The organism is Cryobacterium sp. MDB1-18-1, assembly GCF_004402735.1.
Classification (GTDB): Bacteria; Actinomycetota; Actinomycetes; order Actinomycetales; family Microbacteriaceae; genus Cryobacterium; species Cryobacterium glucosi.
On record NZ_SOFR01000046.1, the window covers coordinates 1 to 20211 of the forward strand.

At 69.9% G+C, this 20211-nt stretch carries 19 protein-coding genes, 1 pseudogene and 1 riboswitch; of the genes and pseudogenes, 9 read left to right on the plus strand and 11 right to left on the minus strand.

From position 1 onward, the window contains the following. Positions 1-217, plus strand: a pseudogene (locus E3O50_RS19160) (hypothetical protein); the annotation flags it as partial. Between the two features lie 22 nt (positions 218-239). On the opposite strand, the gene E3O50_RS19660 reads toward E3O50_RS19160, so the two are convergent. The 5 genes from E3O50_RS19660 to E3O50_RS11765 all read right to left on the minus strand — a co-directional run bounded on the left by E3O50_RS19660 (position 240) and on the right by E3O50_RS11765 (position 6016). Beyond that, positions 240-725: a DUF2306 domain-containing protein gene (locus tag E3O50_RS19660; RefSeq protein WP_241975344.1), complete on the minus strand. Its 486-nt coding sequence runs from the start codon at positions 723-725 to the stop codon at positions 240-242. Between the two features lie 326 nt (positions 726-1051). Further along, on the minus strand, positions 1052-1303 hold the full coding sequence (locus E3O50_RS11750) for a hypothetical protein (RefSeq protein WP_134559081.1): 252 nt from the start codon (positions 1301-1303) through the stop codon (positions 1052-1054). Positions 1304-1336: 33 nt separating this feature from the next. After that, positions 1337-2029: a hypothetical protein gene (locus E3O50_RS11755; RefSeq protein ID WP_134559083.1), complete on the minus strand. Its 693-nt coding sequence runs from the start codon at positions 2027-2029 to the stop codon at positions 1337-1339. 111 nt (positions 2030-2140) lie between these two features. Beyond that, positions 2141-4855 (minus strand): LuxR C-terminal-related transcriptional regulator, encoded by a 2715-nt coding sequence (locus E3O50_RS11760; RefSeq protein WP_134559085.1) that lies wholly within the window; start codon positions 4853-4855, stop codon positions 2141-2143. A 48-nt stretch (positions 4856-4903) separates the two neighbouring features. Next, positions 4904-6016 carry a hypothetical protein gene (locus E3O50_RS11765; protein WP_134559087.1) on the minus strand — a complete coding sequence of 371 codons (1113 nt, stop codon included), beginning with the start codon at positions 6014-6016 and terminating at the stop codon, positions 4904-4906. A 238-nt stretch (positions 6017-6254) separates the two neighbouring features. On the opposite strand from E3O50_RS11765, the gene E3O50_RS11770 reads away from it, so the two are divergent. After that, complete coding sequence (locus tag E3O50_RS11770) at positions 6255-6827, plus strand: HhH-GPD-type base excision DNA repair protein (protein WP_134559089.1); 573 nt, start codon at positions 6255-6257, stop codon at positions 6825-6827. Between the two features lie 63 nt (positions 6828-6890). On the opposite strand, the gene E3O50_RS11775 is transcribed toward E3O50_RS11770, so the two are convergent. Then, positions 6891-7583, minus strand: a complete 693-nt coding sequence (locus E3O50_RS11775) for a hypothetical protein (protein WP_134559091.1) — start codon at positions 7581-7583, stop codon at positions 6891-6893. A gap of 252 nt (positions 7584-7835) precedes the next feature. Between E3O50_RS11775 and E3O50_RS11780 the strand changes: the two genes are divergently transcribed. Further along, entirely contained in the window at positions 7836-8264 is a 429-nt protein-coding gene (locus E3O50_RS11780; protein WP_166787384.1) for a DUF1761 domain-containing protein, read from the plus strand. A gap of 36 nt (positions 8265-8300) precedes the next feature. Continuing rightward, positions 8301-8666: a zinc ribbon domain-containing protein YjdM gene (locus E3O50_RS11785; protein ID WP_134449516.1), complete on the plus strand. Its 366-nt coding sequence runs from the start codon at positions 8301-8303 to the stop codon at positions 8664-8666. Positions 8667-8698: 32 nt separating this feature from the next. Here the strand turns inward: E3O50_RS11785 and E3O50_RS11790 are convergent, their stop codons facing one another. From E3O50_RS11790 to E3O50_RS11800, 3 genes are all read right to left on the minus strand, one after another. Further along, the gene (locus E3O50_RS11790; RefSeq protein ID WP_134559093.1) at positions 8699-10141 is read right to left on the minus strand and encodes an FAD-binding oxidoreductase; all 1443 of its coding nucleotides are present in this window, start codon (positions 10139-10141) and stop codon (positions 8699-8701) included. A gap of 122 nt (positions 10142-10263) precedes the next feature. After that, a complete protein-coding gene (locus E3O50_RS11795) occupies positions 10264-10764 on the minus strand; it encodes a DUF2231 domain-containing protein (protein ID WP_134449518.1) in 501 nt (166 codons plus the stop codon). A 112-nt stretch (positions 10765-10876) separates the two neighbouring features. After that, on the minus strand, positions 10877-11227 hold the full coding sequence (locus E3O50_RS11800; RefSeq protein WP_134449519.1) for a LysR family transcriptional regulator: 351 nt from the start codon (positions 11225-11227) through the stop codon (positions 10877-10879). Between the two features lie 92 nt (positions 11228-11319). On the opposite strand from E3O50_RS11800, the gene E3O50_RS11805 reads away from it, so the two are divergent. The 5 genes from E3O50_RS11805 to gcvP all read left to right on the plus strand — a co-directional run bounded on the left by E3O50_RS11805 (position 11320) and on the right by gcvP (position 18721). Beyond that, on the plus strand, positions 11320-12996 hold the full coding sequence (locus tag E3O50_RS11805; RefSeq protein ID WP_134559095.1) for an ABC-F family ATP-binding cassette domain-containing protein: 1677 nt from the start codon (positions 11320-11322) through the stop codon (positions 12994-12996). Positions 12997-13057: 61 nt separating this feature from the next. Then, entirely contained in the window at positions 13058-13660 is a 603-nt protein-coding gene (locus E3O50_RS11810; RefSeq protein WP_134449521.1) for an LON peptidase substrate-binding domain-containing protein, read from the plus strand. Between the two features lie 149 nt (positions 13661-13809). Then, positions 13810-13905, plus strand: a riboswitch (glycine riboswitch). 169 nt (positions 13906-14074) lie between these two features. After that, a complete protein-coding gene (gene gcvT, locus E3O50_RS11815) occupies positions 14075-15202 on the plus strand; it encodes a glycine cleavage system aminomethyltransferase GcvT (RefSeq protein ID WP_134449522.1) in 1128 nt (375 codons plus the stop codon). 98 nt (positions 15203-15300) lie between these two features. Then, a complete protein-coding gene (gene gcvH, locus E3O50_RS11820) occupies positions 15301-15672 on the plus strand; it encodes a glycine cleavage system protein GcvH (RefSeq protein ID WP_134559097.1) in 372 nt (123 codons plus the stop codon). Positions 15673-15697: 25 nt separating this feature from the next. Continuing rightward, on the plus strand, positions 15698-18721 hold the full coding sequence (gcvP, locus tag E3O50_RS11825; RefSeq protein WP_134559099.1) for an aminomethyl-transferring glycine dehydrogenase: 3024 nt from the start codon (positions 15698-15700) through the stop codon (positions 18719-18721). Positions 18722-18882: 161 nt separating this feature from the next. Here gcvP and E3O50_RS11830 read toward each other — a convergent pair whose 3' ends face one another. Continuing rightward, complete coding sequence (locus E3O50_RS11830; protein ID WP_134559101.1) at positions 18883-19695, minus strand: CPBP family intramembrane glutamic endopeptidase; 813 nt, start codon at positions 19693-19695, stop codon at positions 18883-18885. A 26-nt stretch (positions 19696-19721) separates the two neighbouring features. Then, a complete protein-coding gene (locus E3O50_RS11835; RefSeq protein ID WP_134449525.1) occupies positions 19722-20117 on the minus strand; it encodes a DCC1-like thiol-disulfide oxidoreductase family protein in 396 nt (131 codons plus the stop codon). Positions 20118-20211: the final 94 nt, after the last annotated feature.

The window sequence follows — 20211 nt, forward strand, 5'->3', positions numbered from 1 at the left end:
CGCGGTGAAGAGCTACACCCGGTGGACGCCGAGACACCTCGGCGACGGCCGCATCGAATGGACCTCCCCGGCCGGGTACAGCTACATCGTCGAACCCTCGGCCGATATGAGACCACCCCGGAAACCGAAACCCGCACCGAAACCACCGGTCCCGTTCGTGGACGTCTGGAACCTTGACCCCACACCCGACGACCCCGACGACCCGACACCGTTCTAGAACGGACCTGGGCCGACGCCGTCTAGCGACGGCGACGGCGCCGACTGCGGATGAGGTACTCGGCGACCGTCAGGTTCAGGACCCAGGCGCCACCCATCAGGACCGCGCGGGAGGGCTCGTCCTGCGCCCCGAAAAGGATCGCCCCCGGGATCAGCAGCAGCGCCTGCGTGCCCGCGGCGACGGCTATCGCGTAGGCCCGAGTCATCCACTCGCCGTGCCTGACGAAATCGCGGCGCAGGATCGCGCGGATACCGAGAACGAGGCTCACGGCCATCGCCGACCCGAAGAAGAGCCGAATCACGCCGAGGGCGATGCCGTCACCCGGCGGGTGCGGGTAGAACACCACCATCCACAGGCCGGACAGCGCGGAGAGCAGGCCGGCGGGGATGAGGATGACTCCCGCGATGCGGTGCCACCTGCTCGCCCGGCGCCGCAGGGCGGGAACGAACTGGAGGGCGCCGAGGAGGCAGAAGACGGTCACGCTGACGATGTGCGTGACGACGGGCATGGGGGAGTCGAGGAACCGGACGTTGTGCTCGGTGGCGGTGGAGCCCCCCGTCAGCTCGGTGAGGCGCGCAGCCCCGGCGAGAATGGTAATGAGACTGAGGAGGATCAGTCCGGCCGGTGCGAGCCACGGCGACCGGGGAGCATGCGTCCGCGTCCGGGGCTGGACGCGATCAGCGCCGGGAACCGCGGTGGTCGCGGTCCCTCGTGACCCGCGGTTTCGTGTCCCGCTGTCTTGTGTCCCACTGTCTCGTGTCCCGCGGTTTCGTGTCCCGTTGTCTCGTGCCGTGCTGTCTCGTGTCACCATGTCTCGGGTGATTCTGTCCCTCGTCATCGGTCGCTCCTCGTCAGGACGTTGACCGAGATCAACGTGGCGCCCAGGTCCCCGACCCGTCTCAGTAGTCCGTGCAGAGCCGACTGGTCCACGACCGGGCCGGTCAGGGTCGTTGTCCCGTCGTTCTCTTCTTTCAGCCGGAAGCCGTCGAACCAGTCGGTCCAACCGGCATCCAGTTGCCCCTGGAGCCGGATCTCGTACGTGTCGATGCCACCGCGCCCGAGGGGCGCCACGTGTCCACTTGTCATGTCCGTCCTCCTCGGTCGTCCGGCGAACCCGGGTCAGACCGTCGGTGTCGCGTCGAGGCGTGCGCCGGTGTTGGTGACCGTCGCGGGTGCCGCAGTTGTGCGCGAGTTCGTCCACAGGGAGTATCCGAGCCAGATCAGGGCCAGGCCCATGGGGATGGCGGCCATCCGTTCGAGGGTGTGCGGGAGCAGTGCGCCCGCGATGGGCGTCACGGCCGCTGCGACGATCAGAAGGATGCCGGCCCCGCGTGACAGGACACGGGCGCGGAGGATGGAGATGCCGAACAGCAGGGCGCCGACGACGTAGAGCAGACCGCCGACCTGGGGGAGCGCCGCGAGGGGGCCGAGGTCGTTCACGGCCGGGTAGCGGCCGAACAGTCCGACGATGTCCACGGCGAGCTGGGGGGCTGCGGTCGCGACCAGCGGCGCGATGAGGGCTTCGGTGAAGTTGAAGGATGCCTGCAGGATGAAGAAGAATCCGAACATCAGGTAGGCGATCAGGCCGAGCAGCCCGAACTTCTGCACCTGCCGCAGGTAGATTCCGGTGAGACCGATCATGGCCAGAACGGCCATGCCGAAGCTGAGGACGTGCACCGTGATCCACATCTGAGTGGAGAGCGAGGCGACCACGTCGGCCGGGTGGATGAACTGGATGATGATGTAGATGAGCCCGGAGAGTGCGGCCGCTCCGGCGGCCGCGCGGGTGAGGGTGGATGTCGTGATGCTCATGAGAGGCTCCGATGTTCTGCGTGACCCAGGCGGTTGCCTGAAGACACCCTGAATCTAGGGAGACATGTGATGACGGGGCATCACTCCACGTGGTGATCCCTGTGGTGATTGTCAGACGAGGCCGAGCTTTTCAGCGCGACGGATCGCATCCGCCCGGTTGGTGACCTCGAGTTTGCCGAAGATATGCCGGGTGTGGGTGCGGAGGGTGTTCACGGAGACGTACAGTTCGCGGGCGATCTCGGGCCCGCTCAACTCTGTCGCCAGAAGCCTGAGCACGTGCAGTTCGCGTTCGCTCAGCGTTTCGGCGAGCGGCCGGGCGGATGCCCCCGGATCGTCCTCGCGCACGAACGCCGCGCTGAGGCCGCGAGCATAGTCGGGGGCGATTCCCTCGTCGGCTGCCGTTCGGAGAAGCGCGGCCATCGGCTCGCCCTCGTCCAGGAAGAGCCGTACGTACCCCTCTGGTTCCGCCTGCGCGAGGGCGCGCGCGAGCGGGCGGAGCGCCAGGTCGGTGTTGCCGGCTGCCGCGTGCGCCAACGCCTGCAGGACCAGGATCTCGTTCACCCGGCCGGCGCGGCCACCGGCATCCGCCGCTTCGAGCAAGCGGTCGAGCAGGGCCGCTGTCGCGTCGAGGGAGCCGGCCTGTGGATCGGACGTGTGCCGTGCGATCGAGAGCCTCGCCAGCGTGAGGTGGTCGAACTCGCGCAGGTAACCCGGCGCATCCGTTGTCGCGAGCCCCTGGCTGTCTGCCCAGCCCTGGGCATCACCGAGCCGTCCCTGCTTGACCCAGAGCCGGGCCTTCATCGCGGCAAGAGGCCGCACCTCCGGGAAGAACCCGGGCCGGTACAGGCGCTCCGCGGCGCCGAGCGCGTCAAGGGCGTCGTCGAGTCGTCCCTCCGCCTCGTCGATCCGGGACATCGCGGCGAACCAGCGATACCGGTTTTCGGGCAGGGACGCCCGCTCGCCGAGTGCCTGGCCGATCAGTAATTGCTCCCGGGCGGCGGGCAGGTCGGAGCGTTCACGAAGGAGCTCACTGACGGCGACGTGGAGGTCTGCCGTCGACTGGGGAACCGGCTCTCCCTGTTCCGCCGCGAGGCGCAGGGCATCCTCGCAGGCGCGCTGGGCGTCTCGCAGCCGCCCCTGCTGGATGAGGAGGTCGGCCATGACGATCGTGGTGCCGAGCATGTCGGCCAGGTTGCCGGATCGCCGAAGGCTCGTCGCGACCTCGCCGAACGCGTCGACCGCGGCGCCGAGGTCGCCGACGGCCCAGGACGCCAGCCCGAGAAAACCGGATGCTGCGCCGCGCCCGAAGTGGTCGTCGGGGCCGGTGAGGTCGAGGGCCCGGCGCGCCTGCACCTGGGTTCCCGCGACGTCGCCGCGCGCCTGTGCGACCGCGGCACGGTACAGGGCGATCGTGACGGGGAGTATCCGCAGTTCCGCGCCTGCTGCCGAATCATGGGTCGGCGTGCCGTCGTCCGTTGGTGCGCCGAGCGCCCGCTCGGCGTCCGCCAGCAACGGTTCGACGGCATCCACATCACCGGACACGAGCAATGACCAGGCGCGGTAGACGCCCAGAACGGGCCTGCGCCTGATGACGTCGCCCGGAAGCAGCGCGAGCCAGCCGAGCAGGGTCGCATCCTGCCTGCTCTTGCGCACGCCGGGCACCGTCGACTCGATCACCCTGGCGGCCCGCCCGAAATCCCCGGCGGCCAGGGCCTGAGCGACTGCATCTTCCGGCAGCCCATTCCGTTCGAACCACTCGCTGGCGCGCCGGTGCAGGTCCGGTACCCGGTCGGGACCGTCCGCAAGCACGCGAGCCGTCAGCACGTCGGCGAAGAGGTGGTGATAGCGATACCACTCGCGCCGGTCGTCGAGGGGGACGACGAAGAGGTTGTCCCGCTCGAGGGCCGCGAGCATCTCGCCGCTGTCGGAGCGACCGGTGACCGCGTCGCACAGGGGAGCGCTCAGTCGGCCGAGGATCGCGGTGTCGAAGAGGAAGGCGCGGACGTGATCGGGCTGGCGGTGCAGCACCTCTTCGGCGAGGTAGTCGATCACGAACCGGTGACTGCCGGTGAAGCCCTGGATGAAACCGCCCACGTCCGAGCGGTCCCGCATGGACAGTGCCGCAAGCTGGAGGCCTGCGATCCAGCCCTCCGTCCGGGTGTCGAGGGCGGCGACGTGCGCGGGGGAGAGCCCAAGGTGCATGACCTCGTTCAGGAACGCTGCGGCCTCATCGGGAGTGAAGCGCAGGTCCGCGGCACGCAACTCGGTCAACTCGCCCCGCGCGCGCAGCCTGGCCAGCGGCAGGAGCGGGTCGGAGCGACTCAGGATGGCCAGGTGCAGGTTCGGCGGCAGGTGATCGATCAGGAACACGAGCCCGTCGCGGATCGTGCCGTCCTCGATGAGGTGGAAGTCGTCGAGCACCAGGACCATCGGGTGCTGTGCTGCCGCGACGTCATTGATGAGCGCGGCCATCGTGCCCTCGATCGACGAAAGCGGAAGTGCGTGTGCATCCGCGGCGACCGCGGGATCGGCTCGGTGCAGGGCCGCTACGAGGTACGTGAGGAACCGTGAGGGGTCGTTATCGCTCGCGTCGAGCGAGAGCCAGGCGACACGAGCGCCGGGTTCACCGGCCACGGTGTCGGCGATCCACTGGCTCGCCACCGTGGTCTTACCGAATCCGGCCGGCGCCGACAGAAGAGTCGCCCGGTGACCGGCGCGGAGCCCCTCCCGCAAACGCGCGATGAGGCGGGGGCGGGAGACGGCGTTCGGTCGGGGCGACGGGATGAAGAGCTTCGTGGCCAGAACGGGCAGGGGCGATTCGCTCATTCGCTCATCAGAGCACCTCGGCCGGCTTTCGGCAACAACGGCGCCGCGTCACGTGGCGGGCACGGCGGCGACATTGAGCGCCTCGATGTCCGCATAGAGTCGTTCCACCTCCGTGCGCGCCGCCGGGGCTGCGGCTTCGGCCGCGTCGAGTTCGCTCTGACGCTGCGACTGGTCTGCCTCCCTCGTCGCGAATTCGGCCAGTCTGCCGGCCAGATAGCTGCCATACGGCTCACCGCCCGCGGTGCCGCCGGAGTCTGCAACGTAGGTGCGGGCGCGGACCTCCGGGGAGAGAGCGTTGTACTCATCGGCCTGCCGGTTGTACCAGGCGCGGTCGGCGGCCAGTTGCGCACGGTCGGCCTGCAACTGCGCGCCCGCGTCCGCGTTCGCCTGTTCCCGGATGGCGAGGGCATCGGCCTTCGCGCTGTAGTCGGCCTCCAGGCCGTCGCGGAGGGCGCGGTCGGCGTCGTGGATCGCGACGAGCGCACCCCGGTCGCGGAAATAGCGGGCGTAGTACGCCTCGAGCGCCGGGTCGACCGCATCGGCGATCTCGGTCCCGAAATACGCGAATTCCTCGGTAGACCGGTTCTCGGCCGCCGACCCCACCGAGGAATCGACGCTGGCCTGAATCGGGTCGTCCGCCGCAATGGTGGACCAGCGCTTGTCGAGGAGCGCGTCGAGGCGCGCCTGCTCGCCGGACGTGAGCCGGGCGTACGCGGCGTGCAGGAACTCGTGGGCAGCCGTCACCACGATCTGGTCGGCCAGCCTGGCGTCGGTGGGGCGGAAGATCGCTATCCGTCCGAAGTGTTCCCCGAGACCGTAGAAGCAACCGACGGTCGCGAAGTCCCCGTGGACGGTCCCATCCGGTGTCCCTTCGCAGGCCTTGCGAAAATCACCGCTGTCGAGGAGCTGCGGACGTGTGGTCAGGAAGATATCCCTGCCTTCGTCACTGAAGCCGATCCGGTCGGCGATCGGCGAGAGATCCGCCGAGAGCGAGTACGCTGCGGCACCAGCGAGCGGGCTCGACGGGAGGTAGGTGGCGGCCAGCGTCACACCGGCGACGGTCCCGAGCACGATTCCGAAGACGGTGCCCCGCAGTCGCCACCGGGGCGGTCGCCGCGCCGGGCGCGGGGCCCAGTCCTGGCCGGATTCGAAGAGCGTCACCCGCGGAGTATGACACGCGCGCGTGAACCAGGAGGCATCCGCTCCGGTCGGCTCGCCCCGCATACCCCGAAGGCGGGGTACCGTCGCCGATGCACCCTGATCGGCAAACCGCGCCAGCCGTTTCGGGCGCGGGCTGCCGAAGCGGGCACGCTGATCACTCCGGCAGGCGCTGTCGCTGCCGCTGGTTTCTCGCGGCGTCGACCGCGCGGCCCTGTCCCGCCGGTGGCACAATGGCGGCATGACGCTGCACATCACCGGCGACGACGCCTCAGACGCCCTGCTCAGCGAAGACCCGTTCGCCCTCCTGGTCGGGATGCTCCTGGACCAGCAGGTACCGATGGAGACGGCATTCGCCGGGCCGGCCAAGATCCGGGACCGGATCGGCACCCTGGATCCCGCGAGGATTGCGGCGTTCGACGCCGATTCCTTTGTCGAAGTCTTCCGAACGACGCCGGCCGTGCACCGTTTTCCCGGCTCGATGGCCGGACGGGTGCAAGCGCTCGCCGAAGTCGTCGCGCGGGACTGGAACAGCGACGCCTCCGCGATCTGGACCTCCGGGGCCCCCGACGGCGCAGAGGTGCTCCGTCGACTCAGGGCGCTGCCCGGTTTCGGCGAGCAGAAGGCGAAGATCTTCCTGGCCATCCTCGGGAAGCGATTCGCTCTCGCCGCGCCGGGCTGGCGGGAGGCGTCTGCGCCGTACGGGCAGGACGGCTCGCACGCATCCGTTGCCGACATCGTCGATGCCGAGTCGCTCGCGCGGGTACGGGAGACCAAGCGGGCGGCCAAGGCGGCCGCGAAGACGACGGCCTAATCTCGTCGTTACGCCGTTACGGCCATTGCAGGAGGCGGATGCCGGTGCCCGGCTGAGTCCGTGTCAGCAGTAGAACTGGCCGAGGCCGGCGGGGGCCGCGATCGCGGACAACACGCCCCCCTGCCCGACGAGGGCAGCGCCGCCGTACGGCTTGCCCTCCGCGTTCCGGCCGGCGACCTCGAAGACGAGGGGACCGGTGCCGTCGTTGTACTCGTCGATCTTCTGGTCGGCGGGGAGGTTTGCGGCGCTCGCGGAGACATCCGTGCCGACGACGAGCCCCGTGCTGGACTGCACGGTCACCCCGGCGGCGCCCACCTGCGCGGAGCGGGCCTGGACTGTCCAGGTGTAGAGCGGCGGGCTCTCGGTGTCTGGAACGTTCACGAGGAACCCGGCGGCCCAGGAGTACGTGGTTGCCGCCCCCGAGCAGCCGGTCTCGGGGTCGGCGCGGGCCACGGTCGGCGCGACCCCGATCGCCGCGGAGAGGAAGGCGACCATGGCCGGGGCGCCGTCGGAGTACGGGGTTGTCGCGATCGTCGCGCCGGTCGCGTCGATGGTGCTGACGGTGAGCGCGCCGATCGAGAGGCGGGCGGCGCTCGCCGTGGCTGTGGGCGCAGGCGAGACCAGCGCAGGGGAGGGGGACGGGGTTGCGAGCGGGGACGAATCGGCTGCGGTGCCCCCCGTGGCCGGCCCGGCGCATCCGCTCAGCAGGAGCGCGGCGGCACAAGCCGCAGCAAGGAACAGGACCGGACGTCTCATCGTGCATCCCCCATCACAGGGACGACGAAAATCACCCCTGACCAGAAGCTTCGCACGTCTTCCCTCTCCTGTCACTGTGAGGGATCCAGCCCGGACCGGTGGGAAGGACCAATTCCGGGATCGAAACACGCGGCGCCTGCTGCCGGTCGCCACGATCGCCGACGGCGAACGGAAGCCCAGTACCGGTAGCCGCGGACATCCGCTTGTCGATACAGTCGAGTTCTTCGCGCCGGACGACCGATAGGAACGATTGTGGACCTGACCCACCTCAACTGGCTGGCGATTCTGGCCGCCACCGTCGCCGCCTTCATCGCGGGCGGCATCTGGTTCGGCCCGAAGACGTTCTTCCCGCTCTGGTGGAAACTGATGGGCAAGGACCCGGCGGCGGTGCCGGGCGCCGCCAGCAACATGGCCGTCGTCTTCGGTGCGACGGCCGTCGCCGCGTTCGTCGAAGCCGTCAGCGTCGCGGTCGTGATCTCGTTCGTCGCGCCCGCCACTCCCGGTTTCGGCCCGCTCCAGGGCGCACTCACCGGCTTCCTGCTCGGCATCGGGCTCGCCGCTGCCTCGTCGCTCTCGCACCGGCTCTTCGCCGGGGCCGGATTCCGGGTCTGGCTGATCGAGGTCTCGAGCGACGTGCTCAATCTCACCATCATGGGCCTGATCATCGGGAGCTGGCGCTAACCGCCTGATGCTCGACCCCTCGACTACGGTGGGGAAGTGACCGATACCCTGCCCCCGTGCCCCGAATGTTCCAGCGACCTCGCCTACGAGATGGGCGCACTGCTCGTCTGCCCGCTGTGCGGGCACGAGTGGGCCGCGGCCGACGTGAGCCTGACGGCCGACCCGGGTGACGCATCCGCCGAGCGCGTGATCACGGATGCCTTCGGAACCGTCCTCGCGGACGGCGACACCGTCACCGTGATCAAGGACCTCAAGGTCAAGGGCAGCTCGACCGTGGTGAAGGTCGGCACGAAGGTGCGCGGCATCCGCCTGGTCGACGGCGTCGGCGACCACGACATCGACTGCAAGATCGACGGCGTCGGAGCGATGCAGCTGAAGTCGAGCGTGGTCAAGAAGGCCTGACCCGAGGCCACGCAAGGTCACGCGACGACCGGTCAGTCCTCGACGCTCGTGACGCCTCCCTCCTGGACCCCCGGAGCCTGGGTGCCGGCGGACGGGGCACTGACGCGCGGACTGATGTTTTGATTGACGCGGAACACGTTGTCCGGGTCGTAGACGGCCTTCACCTCCGCGAGCCGCTCGTAGTTCGGCCCGTAGTTCTGCGCGATCCTGCCCTGATCGTCGGCGTCCATGAAATTGATGTAGCCGCCGGGCTCGGCAAAGGGGTGCAGCGCCTCCCAGTAGTCCCGAACCCAGCGGATGTTCGCCGCATTGTCCGCGGGGTCGTGCCACATCCCGGCGATGACCGGCGCGAAGTCCACGTTCCGGTAGGGGAATGCCGTCGCCCCCGGTGCGACCCGCTGCACCGCCCCGTCGATCGGGTAGTAATGGTTCGCGGACTCCATGCTCGGGATCCGGCTGCCGAAGTCGACGGCGACCCGCAGCGCGTCATCGCTCAGGGAGGCGAGGAAGTCCGCCTTCCAGTACGCCTGCATGCCCTTCGGCAGCATCGGGTCGAACAGACCGTTCAGCACGGGGTACGGGAGCGGCCCGACAAACGAACCGGCGACGGGCGCGGCGTCGAGGATCGGCTGCCAGCGCTTCTCGCCCTCGTCGAGGGGTCCGGTCCAGGCGCCGACGATGACGCAGACGGGTTGACCGTGCCACTGCTCGGGCAGGAACGGCACCGGCGGTCCCTGGTGGAACCCGAGGAACACGCCGAACTCCTCCGGGGCGTTCGCGATGAAATCCCGGTAGAAGCGGCCGACGGTGTCTGCCTCCGCCGCGGGGTAGATCACCAGGCCCCCGTAGATGGTGGAGACCGGGTGCAGCCGGAACTCGAGCGAGGTGACCACTCCGAAGTTACCGCCCCCGCCGCGCAGCGCCCAGAACAGGTCCGCGTTCTCGGTTTCACTCGCCACGAGGAACCGTCCGTCCGCGGTCACGACATCGGCGGAGAGCAGGTTGTCACACGACAATCCGAATTGCCGCGAGAGGTACCCGATTCCGCCGCCGAGGGTGAGCCCGGACACGCCCGTCGAGCCGATGATCCCGCCGGTCGTTGCGAGGCCGAAGGCGTGGGTCGCGTGGTTGAAGTCCGCCCAGGTCGCCCCGGGCCCGGAACGTGCCGTTTCCGCGGCCGGATCGACCCGAACACCGGTCTGCGCGACGAAGTCGATGACGAGGCCGCCGTCGACCGTGCCGAACCCGGGGGCGCTGTGCCCGCCGCCGCGAACGGCGACGGGGAGTTCGTGTTCCCTGGCGAACGCGACGCTCGTCATCACGTCGGCGACCTGCGAGGGCCTGACGACGACGGCCGGACGTTTGTTGATCATCCCGTTGTAGACGGCTCTCGCGTCGTCGTACCCCGGGTCGTCAGGTCCGATCACGGATCCGCGGACTCGTTCACGCAGAGAGTCAAGGGTGAAGGGTGCCATGATTCCTCCTTTGGACGGCATGCCCGGAACCGGTCCGGGCCCTCACGGCGTCCGTAGTACACCCATCGCGGGCCGTGGTCAAGGCACCGCAGGAGGGTGGGAATCAGGCCCGTCGGCCGTCCCTACTTCGTGCCGTCGACGACCGGCGACCACACGGCCCTGGCGCCGGAATCGCCCACGACGACGACCGAAACGACGGATCCGACGCTCGTCAGGGCCACTGCGACAGCGAGTACGACTGTCAGGGCCGTGCGGGTTCCCGGGGAGGGGATCCGGGCGCCGTACTTCTGCCCGGTCCCGAAATACCGGAACCACAGCCACTGGGCCGCAGCCACGAGAAACAGCCCGAAGACCCACGGCCGCACGGTCTCGCCGATGGCGACGTGCGCCCCGCTCAGCGCGGTCGGGGTGATGATCTGCGCCAGGGCCTCCCCGGCTTGCACGGTCAGCAGGGTCGCGCCGAGCGCGGCGAACGCGAGCAGCGGCGTGACGATGCCGAGCCGCCGCCGGGCGGCCGGCCAGACCAGAGTCAGGATCGTGCACAGGGCGGCAAGAGGGATCAGGATCACGCTCGCGTGCACGAGAAGTGGGTGCAGGGGAAGCCCGGCGATCACCCAGTTCATGCGGAAGCCATCCGCTGGACGGACTCTGAATCGATTCGCCGTGGTTCTCTGATGATCGTGCCCTTCCTCGGGGTGGACGAGACCACCCTATCGGGCGGGCCGGTCACGCCGCTCAGCGGGACTGGCGGCGCCCCTTGGGCTTCGGCGCGCCCTTGACCGCGGGTGCCCGGCCCTGGCCCTTGGAGGCTTTCGCCTTGCCGCCGGCCTTCGCCGGCTTCTGCGGGGCTGCTGCTGCAGCGGGCTTCCGCACCACGGGACGCGCGACCTCGAGCAGCTCGAGTCCGGCGCTCGTCAGGGTGGGCACGTCGTCGACGGTGACGAACAGTTCGCCGCCGACCTCCTCCTCGAGCTTCCTGATGGAGATCAGGAGGGTGGCGCGGGTCATGTTGAGGGTCTTCGCCGCGGCACCCCAGTTAGTGGCTTCGGCGGTCGTGACGAAACGCCGGAGCAGGGTGGTGTCCACAAGAAAGCCCTTCGAACTGCCGCCGTGCCGGTCACGGGACAGTAACAGGCTACGCGGTGCCGGGAGAACAGGTGCAATGAGACCATGGAGTAATGACCGCAACGCTCGTGGCCAAGGGCCTCGCCGGCGGGTACGCGCACCGTACCCTTTTCGATTCACTCGACCTCACCGTCGCGCCCGGCGACGTCGTCGGGGTGGTCGGGGTCAACGGCTCCGGCAAGTCGACGCTGCTGCGGCTGCTCGCCGGCCGGCTCGCCCCGCAGGCCGGCAGCGTCGGACTCTCCCCGGCGGATGCCTTCGTCGGCTGGTTGCCGCAGGAGCCGGACCGCAGGCCGGGCGAATCGATCGCGGACTACATCGGCCGCCGCACGGGCTGCGCCGACGCGAGCCGCGAGCTCGATGCCGCCGCCGCCCTGCTCGCGGGTGAGGCGACCGTCGGCGATGGCGGCGCCGGCGGTGGCCCCGACGGATGCGATCCCGGCGACGTCTACTCCGCTGCCCTCGATCGCTGGCTCGCGAGCGGCGCCGCCGACCTCGACGAGCGGATGCCCGCCCAGCTCGCCGACCTCGGGCTCAGCCTCGCCGCCGACGCGGCGATGACCTCGCTCTCCGGCGGTCAGGCCGCCCGGGTGGGCCTGGCGGCCCTGCTGCTCAGCCGCTTCGACGTCGTGCTGCTCGACGAGCCCACGAACGACCTCGACCTCGACGGACTCGAACGGCTCGAGGCCTTCGTGCACGGACTCAGGGGCGGGGTCGTGCTCGTCAGCCACGACCGGGAATTCCTGGCCCGCTGCGTCACCCGGGTGCTCGAACTCGATCTCGCCCAGGGCGCCAACCGGGTCTTCGGCGGCGGCTACGACTCCTACCTCGAGGAGCGCGAAACCGACAGGAGGCACAAGCGCGAACACTATGAGGAGTTCGCCGAGAAGAAGGCCGACCTCGTCGGCCGGGCCCGCGTCCAGCGGGAGTGGTCGAGCCAGGGCGTGCGCAACGCGATGAAGAAGTCGCCGGACAACGACAAGATCCGGCGGAAGGCATCCGCTGAATCGAGCGAGAAGCAGGCGCAGAAGGTGCGGCAGATGGAGAGCCGGATCAAACGCCTCGACGAGGTCGAGGAACCGCGCAAGGAATGGCAGCTCGACTTCACGATCGGCGAGGCGCCGCGGTCGGGCGCGGTCGTCGCGACCCTCAACGAGGCCGTCTTCCGCCGGGGCGGGTTCACCCTCGGGCCGGTGTCGCTCCAGGTCAACGCGGGCGAACGGATCGGCATCACCGGGCCGAACGGCGCGGGTAAGACCACCCTGCTGGGCGCCCTCCTCGGCCGCTCGGTTCCGGACAGCGGCACCGCGAGCGTTGGCGCGAGCGTACGGATCGGCGAGATCGACCAGGCCAGGTCATTGCTGCTGGGTTCCCGGCCGCTCGCCGAGGGCTTCGAGGAGCTTGTGCCCGACCTCTCGACGGCGGAGGTACGCACCCTGCTCGCCAAGTTCGGGCTCAAGGCCGATCACGTCACCCGGCCGGCCGGCGAGTTGTCGCCGGGGGAGCGCACCCGCGCGGCCCTCGCCCTGCTCCAGGCCCGCGGCGTCAACCTGCTCGTGCTCGACGAACCGACGAACCACCTCGACCTCGCCGCGATCGAGCAGCTCGAGCAGGCGCTCGCGGGGTACACCGGCACGCTCCTCCTGGTCACCCACGACCGGCGGATGCTTGCCACGGTCCACACCGACCGGCACTGGAAGGTCGTCGCAGGCACCGTCACCGAATCCTGACCCTCGCGCTCCGGGAGGGGAGGGGCTTGGTCCGCGGGCTCGAGCGTGGTTGGGTGGGCGGGTGACCACTCTGCCGATGTTCCCGCTGGGCGCGGTGCTGTTTCCGCACATGCCACTGCACCTGCGCGTGTTCGAACAGCGCTACCTGGTGATGATGGCGCGGGTGCTCGACGCCGAGACCGCGGTCTTCGGCGTCGTGCTGATCGAGCGCGGCCAGGAAGTCGGCGGCGGTGAGCACCGGTTCGGGATCGGGACGGTGGCCAGGATCACGCAGATCGAGGCCCCAGAGGGGTTCGTCGGCGTGGTCGCCCACGGCGAGCGGCGCATCGAGGTGCTCGAGTGGCTCGACGACGACCCGTATCCGCAGGCGAGCGTGCGCGAGCTCCCCGAGCTGGAGTGGGACGACGAGCTGTTCCCTCTGCGGGAGCGGGCCGAACGGGTGGTGCGCCGGGCGCTTGCGCTCGCGAGCGAATTCACCGAGCAGCCCTGGGCGCCCGACGTCGAACTCTCCGGCGACCCGGCTGTCGCGGCCTGGCAGCTCGCGGCGATCGCGCCGGTCGGCCCCCTCGACCAGATCGAGCTGCTGCGGTCGGAGTCGATGGAGGCCCTGCTCACCCGGCTGGTCGAGGTCACCGACGCGGTCGCCGACTCCTTCGGCGCCTGACCGGGGTGCCCGGCGAGGCAGGATCCGGCGCCGGCGTGCTGCGCGATCGGGCAGGCCGGAGCCGGTCCCAGTGGAACTCCGGCTGCTAAGCTGCTCGCGAAGCGGTTGAGCCCGACCAGGCGCGCCGTCCAACTGAATACCGGGCCGACACGGCCGATGCGGGAGAGTCCGGCGCCTCGGCGGCCGGACACCGAAGGAGCAATCCTCCCCGACAATCTCTCAGGTACTCGTACCGCATCGGACTGGCCACTCTGAAAAGTAGTCGCAGCACAATGCGGCTCGCCCATGGTGAAAGTCACGTCCCGACCAGGACGCGGCGAAGCTCTCAGGCCTGACGACAGAGGGGGAGTTCCCACGGGGTCGCCACGACCCCGAGAATCTCGCTCGGCCGCGGCCGACCTGCCTGGAGAACTCATGACCCCGGATCTGACCGAACGGTATTCCCCGCTGCACCAGGCGCACGTCGACGCCGGAGCCAGCTTCACCGACTTCGCCGGCTGGCAGATGCCGGTGCGCTACTCGAGCGATCTCGCCGAGCACCACGCGGTGCGTACCGCCGCCGGCCTGTTCGACCTCTCCCACATGGCCGAGATCCGGGTGAGCGGGGCGGATGCCGCTGCGTACCTCGACTACGCCCTCGCCGGAAAGCTCTCCGCGATCGCCCTCTTCCAGGCGAAGTACAGCCTGATCCTGAACGCGGCAGGCGGCATCGTCGACGACATCGTCGTCTACCGCACCGGGGAGACCGAGTTCCTCGTGATCGCCAACGCCGGCAACCACTTCCCGGCGCTCGAGGCCCTCACCAAGCGCGCTGCCCGTTTCGACGTGACCGTGACCGACGAGAGCGACGACACCGCGCTCATCGCCGTCCAGGGCCCGAACTCCCTCGCCATCCTCCAGGCGACCGCCGGTCTCACGGCCACCGACGACCTCGGCGCCCTCCGCTACTACCGGGCCATGACGGGCACCTTCACCGACGTCCCGGTGCTGATCGCCCGCACCGGGTACACCGGGGAGGACGGCTTCGAACTGTACGTGCCCATCGATCGGGCCCTCGCCCTCTGGAATGCGCTCACCGCGGCCGGCGCCGACCACGGCCTCGTGCCCGCCGGACTCGCGAGCCGCGACACCCTGCGCCTCGAGGCCGGCATGCCGCTCTACGGCCACGAACTGAGCGAGGCGACCTACCCGGCCCAGGCCGGACTCGGCCGGGTCGTCAACCTCGCCAAGGAGACCGACTTCATCGGCCGCGCCGCGAGCGAAGAGGGGCCGCAGGCGGGGTCCGCCGTGCTCGTCGGACTCGTGTCCGCGGGCAAGCGCGCCGGCCGCGCCTCCTACGACGTCTTCCGCAGCGCTGACGCGCACACACCGGAGGGGATGATCACGAGCGGCGCCCTCTCCCCGACCCTGGGACATCCGGTCATGATGGCGTACGTCTCGCCGTCGATCGCCCGGCTCGGCACCGAGGTCTTCGTCGACGTGCGCGGCACACGCATCCCGGCGACCGTGACCGCGCTCCCGTTCTACTCCCGCAAGCCCTGACCCCGAGGGCATCCGCCCACGCACTCCCGGCGGCGATTCTCGCCGGCACCCCTCCAGACCAGCACGCACTGCCCGTTGTTCCGCCGAAAGGACACCCCATGACCGACCAGACCACCCTCCAGTACACCGCAGAACACGAGTGGGTCCTCATCGAGGGCGACACCGCAACCGTCGGAATCACGGCGTACGCGGCAGAGAAGCTCGGTGACGTCGTCTTCGTCGAGCTGCCCGCCGTCGGAACAGGCGTCATCGCCGGCTCGATCGTCGGCGAGATCGAGTCCACCAAGTCCGTCGGCGAGCTCTTCGCGCCGCTCAGTGGCACGGTCACGGCCACCAACGACGGTGTCGTCGACAGCCCCGAGCTCGTCAACAGCGACCCGTTCGGAGAGGGCTGGCTGATCAAGGTCACGTTCCTCGAGCTGCCGCCCCTCCTCAGCCACGCCGAATACTCCGCCCTCACCGGCGAATAAGCTCCCAGGAAGCAGGCAGCGCCAGATGACCAAGCACCTCAGTCCCACCCTGACCGCCCAGGCCTCAGCCCAGGCCACCGAGCGCCCGTTCACCGAGCGGCACATCGGCACGGATGCCGCGGCGCAGGCCACGATGCTCGCCCGCCTCGGCTACGACTCCGTCAACGCCCTCGTGGCCGCCGCCGTTCCCGCCTCGATCCACGTCGACGCGTTCCGGTCGGAGTCGGACACCCTGCTTCCGCCCGCAGCGAGCGAGCGCGAGGCGCTCGCGGAGCTGCGCGCCCTCGCCGGCCGCAACACCGTACAGCGCTCGATGATCGGGCTCGGCTACTACGACACGATCACGCCGGCCGTGATCAAGCGCAATGTCCTCGAGAACCCGAGCTGGTACACGGCGTACACCCCCTACCAGCCCGAGATCTCCCAGGGCCGGCTCGAGGCGCTGATCAACTTCCAGACGATGATCGCCGACCTGACCGGTCTGCACACCGCGAACGCGTCGATGCTCGACGAGTCGACAGCCGTCGTCGAGGGCATGCTCCTCGCCCGGCGCGGCTCGAAGTCGCCGTCGCACCGGTTCCTCGTCGACGCCGACGCGCTCCCGCAGACGAAGGCACTGCTCGCGAACCGGGCCGCCGCGCTCGGGATCGAGCTCGTGGAGACCGACTTCGGCACGCCCGGCGCCGACGCGGAGCCCGCCGCCGCCGGTGACGCCGATGCCTCCGCCGGGCTCGGCGACTACTTCGGCGTGTTCGTGCAGTACCCCGGCGCGACCGGGACGGTCTGGAATCCTGCCGCCGTGATCGAGGCAGCACACGCCCAGGGCGCTCTCGCCGTCGTCGCCGCCGACCTGCTCGCGCTCACCCTGATCATGTCGCCCGGCGAACTCGGTGCTGACGTGGCCGTCGGCACGAGCCAGCGCTTCGGCGTGCCGATGGGCTTCGGCGGTCCGCACGCCGGCTACCTCGCCGTCCGCAAGGGCCTCGAACGCCAGATGCCCGGGCGCCTCGTCGGCGTGAGCGTCGACGCGGCCGGCCACCCGGCCTACCGCCTGTCGCTCCAGGTGCGCGAGCAGCACATCCGCCGGGACAAGGCAACCTCGAACATCTGCACCGCCCAGGTGCTCCTCGCCGTCATGGCGGGCATGTACGCGGTCTACCACGGCCCGGACGGGCTCCGCCAGATCGCCCGCGGGGTGCACGAGAACGCCGGCCGGCTCGTCGCCGCACTCCGCGCCGCGGACGTGACGGTGCTGAACGACACCTTCTTCGACACCGTGCGGGTCTCGATGCCGTCCCGTGCCGCCGAGATCGTCGCCCGCGCCTCGGGCGCCGGCGTCAACCTCTACCAGGTCGACTGCGACACGATCGGCATCAGTGTCGACGAGACCACCACCCGGAGCGACCTCGCCGCCGTGCTCGGCGCGTTCGGCGGAACGGATGCCTTCGGACACGTCGACCTCGAGGCATCCGTCACCGGGCTCCCCGAGGAGCTCGCCCGCACCACGACGTACCTCGAGCACCCTGTCTTCAACACGCACCGCTCCGAGACGAGCATGATGCGCTACCTCAAGCGCCTCGCCGACTACGACTACGCGCTCGACCGCGGCATGATCCCACTCGGCTCCTGCACCATGAAGCTCAATGCGGCGACCGAGATGGAGGCCGTCAGCTGGCCCGAATTCAGCGGAATCCACCCCTTCGCCCCACGCGACGACGTCGACGGCTACCTCGAACTCATCCGGCAGCTCGAGACGTGGCTGACGGATGTCACGGGGTACGATTCCGTGTCGCTCCAGCCGAACGCGGGGAGCCAGGGCGAACTGTCCGGGCTGCTCGCCATCCGCGGCTATCACCTCGCCAACGGCAACGCTGAACGCACCATCTGCCTGATCCCGTCGAGCGCGCACGGCACGAACGCGGCATCCGCCGTGCTCGCCGGCATGAAGGTCGTCGTCGTCGCGTGCGACGACCTCGGGAACGTCGACCTCGACGACCTGCGCGCGAAGATCGCCGAGCACGCCGACAGCCTCGCCGCGCTCATGATCACCTACCCCTCGACGCACGGCGTCTACGAGCACGAGGTCGGCACCATCTGCCAGGCCGTGCACGCGGCCGGCGGGCAGGTCTACGTCGACGGCGCCAACCTCAACGCGCTGCTCGGCTTCGCCCGGTACGGCGACTTCGGCGGCGACGTGTCGCACCTCAACCTGCACAAGACCTTCTGCATCCCGCACGGCGGCGGCGGACCCGGTGTCGGCCCGGTCGCGGCCAAGGCGCACCTTGCGCCGTTCCTGCCGGGCCACCCGCTCGCCCAGGACGCGGAGCACTACCTGCGCGGCGGCGCCACCGTGGGCGCAATCGCAACGGGCATCGCGACCGGCACCGTCGGAACCGTCGTGCACGGCGGCGGCCCGGTCTCTGCCGCACCGTACGGGAGCCCGGGCATCCTGCCGATCTCGTGGGCCTACGTGCGCATGATGGGCGCGGCCGGCCTCAAACAGGCCACCGGCGCTGCGGTGCTCGCCGCCAACTACGTCGCGAAGGGGCTCGAGGGCGCCTACCCTCTGCTCTACTCCGGGGAGAACGGTCTCGTCGCACACGAGTGCATCCTCGACCTGCGCCCGCTGACCGCCGCGACGGGCGTGACCGTCGACGACGTCGCCAAGCGCCTCGTCGACTACGGCTTCCACGCGCCCACGATGAGCTTCCCGGTCTCGGGCACGCTCATGGTCGAACCGACCGAGAGCGAGGACCTCGGCGAAATCGACCGCTTCATCGAGGCCATGATCGCGATCAAGGCCGAAGCGGATGCCGTCGCCGCCGGCGTCTGGCCGGCCGACGACAACCCTCTGCACAATGCCCCGCACACGGCGCAGTCAGTGATCGAGGGGGAGTGGGAGCACGCCTACGACCGCGCGACCGCCGTCTACCCGCTGCGCAGCCTCATCCGGGGCAAGTACTGGCCGCCGGTCCGCAGGATCGACAACGCCTTCGGAGACCGGAACCTGGTCTGCGCCTGCCCGCCGCCAGAGGCCTTCGCCGACTAGCAGCATCCGCTGCGCCCTGACGCGTCCGTAGCCCGGCCGCGAGAGTACAGTTTTGGCCCTTAAATCATCGGCTTAAGGGCCAAAACTGTACTCTCGCGGAAGGAAATCGGCGGTACTACGGACGGGGCGGGACGGGGACGGGCCGCGGGGGAGCGTGCGGTTCAGGTGGCGGGAGCCAGGAGGGCGGGCCACCAGGACAGCGCGAGGGGGTAGCCGACGAAGGAGACCACGTCGAGGATCGTGTGCGCCACGACGAGCGGCGCCGTGCGGCCCCAGCGGGTGTAGCACCACCCGAAGACGACGCCCATGGCCGCGTTGCCGACGAACGGCCCGATGCCCTGGTACAGGTGATAACTGCCACGGAGAAGTGCGGATGCCGTGATGATCGTCCAGGTCGACCAGCCGAGCTCCCTGAGCCGGGTGAAGAGGTACCCGACGACGATGAGCTCCTCGCTGAGCGCGGCGCGGAGCGCGGAGAACAGCAGGATCGGGATCGTCCACCAGAACGTGTCGATGGGGGAGGCGACGACCGCGACCGTGATCCCGAGCGCCCGTCCCGCGAGGTAGAGGCCGAGACCGGGGATGCCGATGGCGAGCACGAGCAGGACACCGCCCGCCAGGTCCCGCCGCGGCTGGGTCAGGTCGAAGCCGAGCCGCCGGAAACTGCTGGCCCCGGGCCGCCAGAGCAGGTAGAGCACGAGGGCGACCGAGAACAGCTCGAAGAAGAAGCCGAGGAACTGGTAGGTGAAGTCGAGCCATTCCCGGGTCGACTGCGAGCCGTTGATGGTCGTCGACTGGTTGCCGAGCGGGGTCGTGTCGGTCAGGCGCGCGATGATCGACACGATCGAATACACGGCGGATGCCCCGAGCGACAACCCGAGGACGATGACGACTTCCCAGGCCAGTCGCGCCCGGTTCACGCCCCTGGTCCCCGCGGGGACCACGCCGGAAGAATCCCTGCCGCTGGTGCTCATCCCGCTGGTGCTCCCTCCGCTGATGGTTACTCGGCCGGCTTCATCCGGCAGGCCGGGGTCCCGCCGGGCAGGCGGTGCCGGTTGCGGGCCACCACCCGGTAGCCGGCCTCAGCGGCCCACGACCACGGCGGCACGGTGCCGAGCCAGCCGAGGAAACGCAGGCCGGGAGCCGGCTGGTGGCGGAGCAGGGCGGCCACTGCGGCGGCACCGCCGAACCGCGCTCCAGCGGAATCGACGAGCCAGACCCGGGAGCGGGCATCCGTCTCGGTCAGGCCGAGCGCCGGAAGATCGGACCACTGGTACGGCGACGCATCCGGCATTGCCGGCAACAAGCGGCGCATCCAGCCGACGGCGGTCGTGCAGAATGCGCAGTCGCCGTCGAAGATCAACACAGTCGCGCGCGCGGGGATACCAGCAGTCATCCCCCTATCCTCGCATCGATGCCGGCAGGGCGTGGCGGCGAGCGATCCCGGCAGAGCGGCGCGAGTTTCGGCGAAAGAACGCCCATCTGCGCAA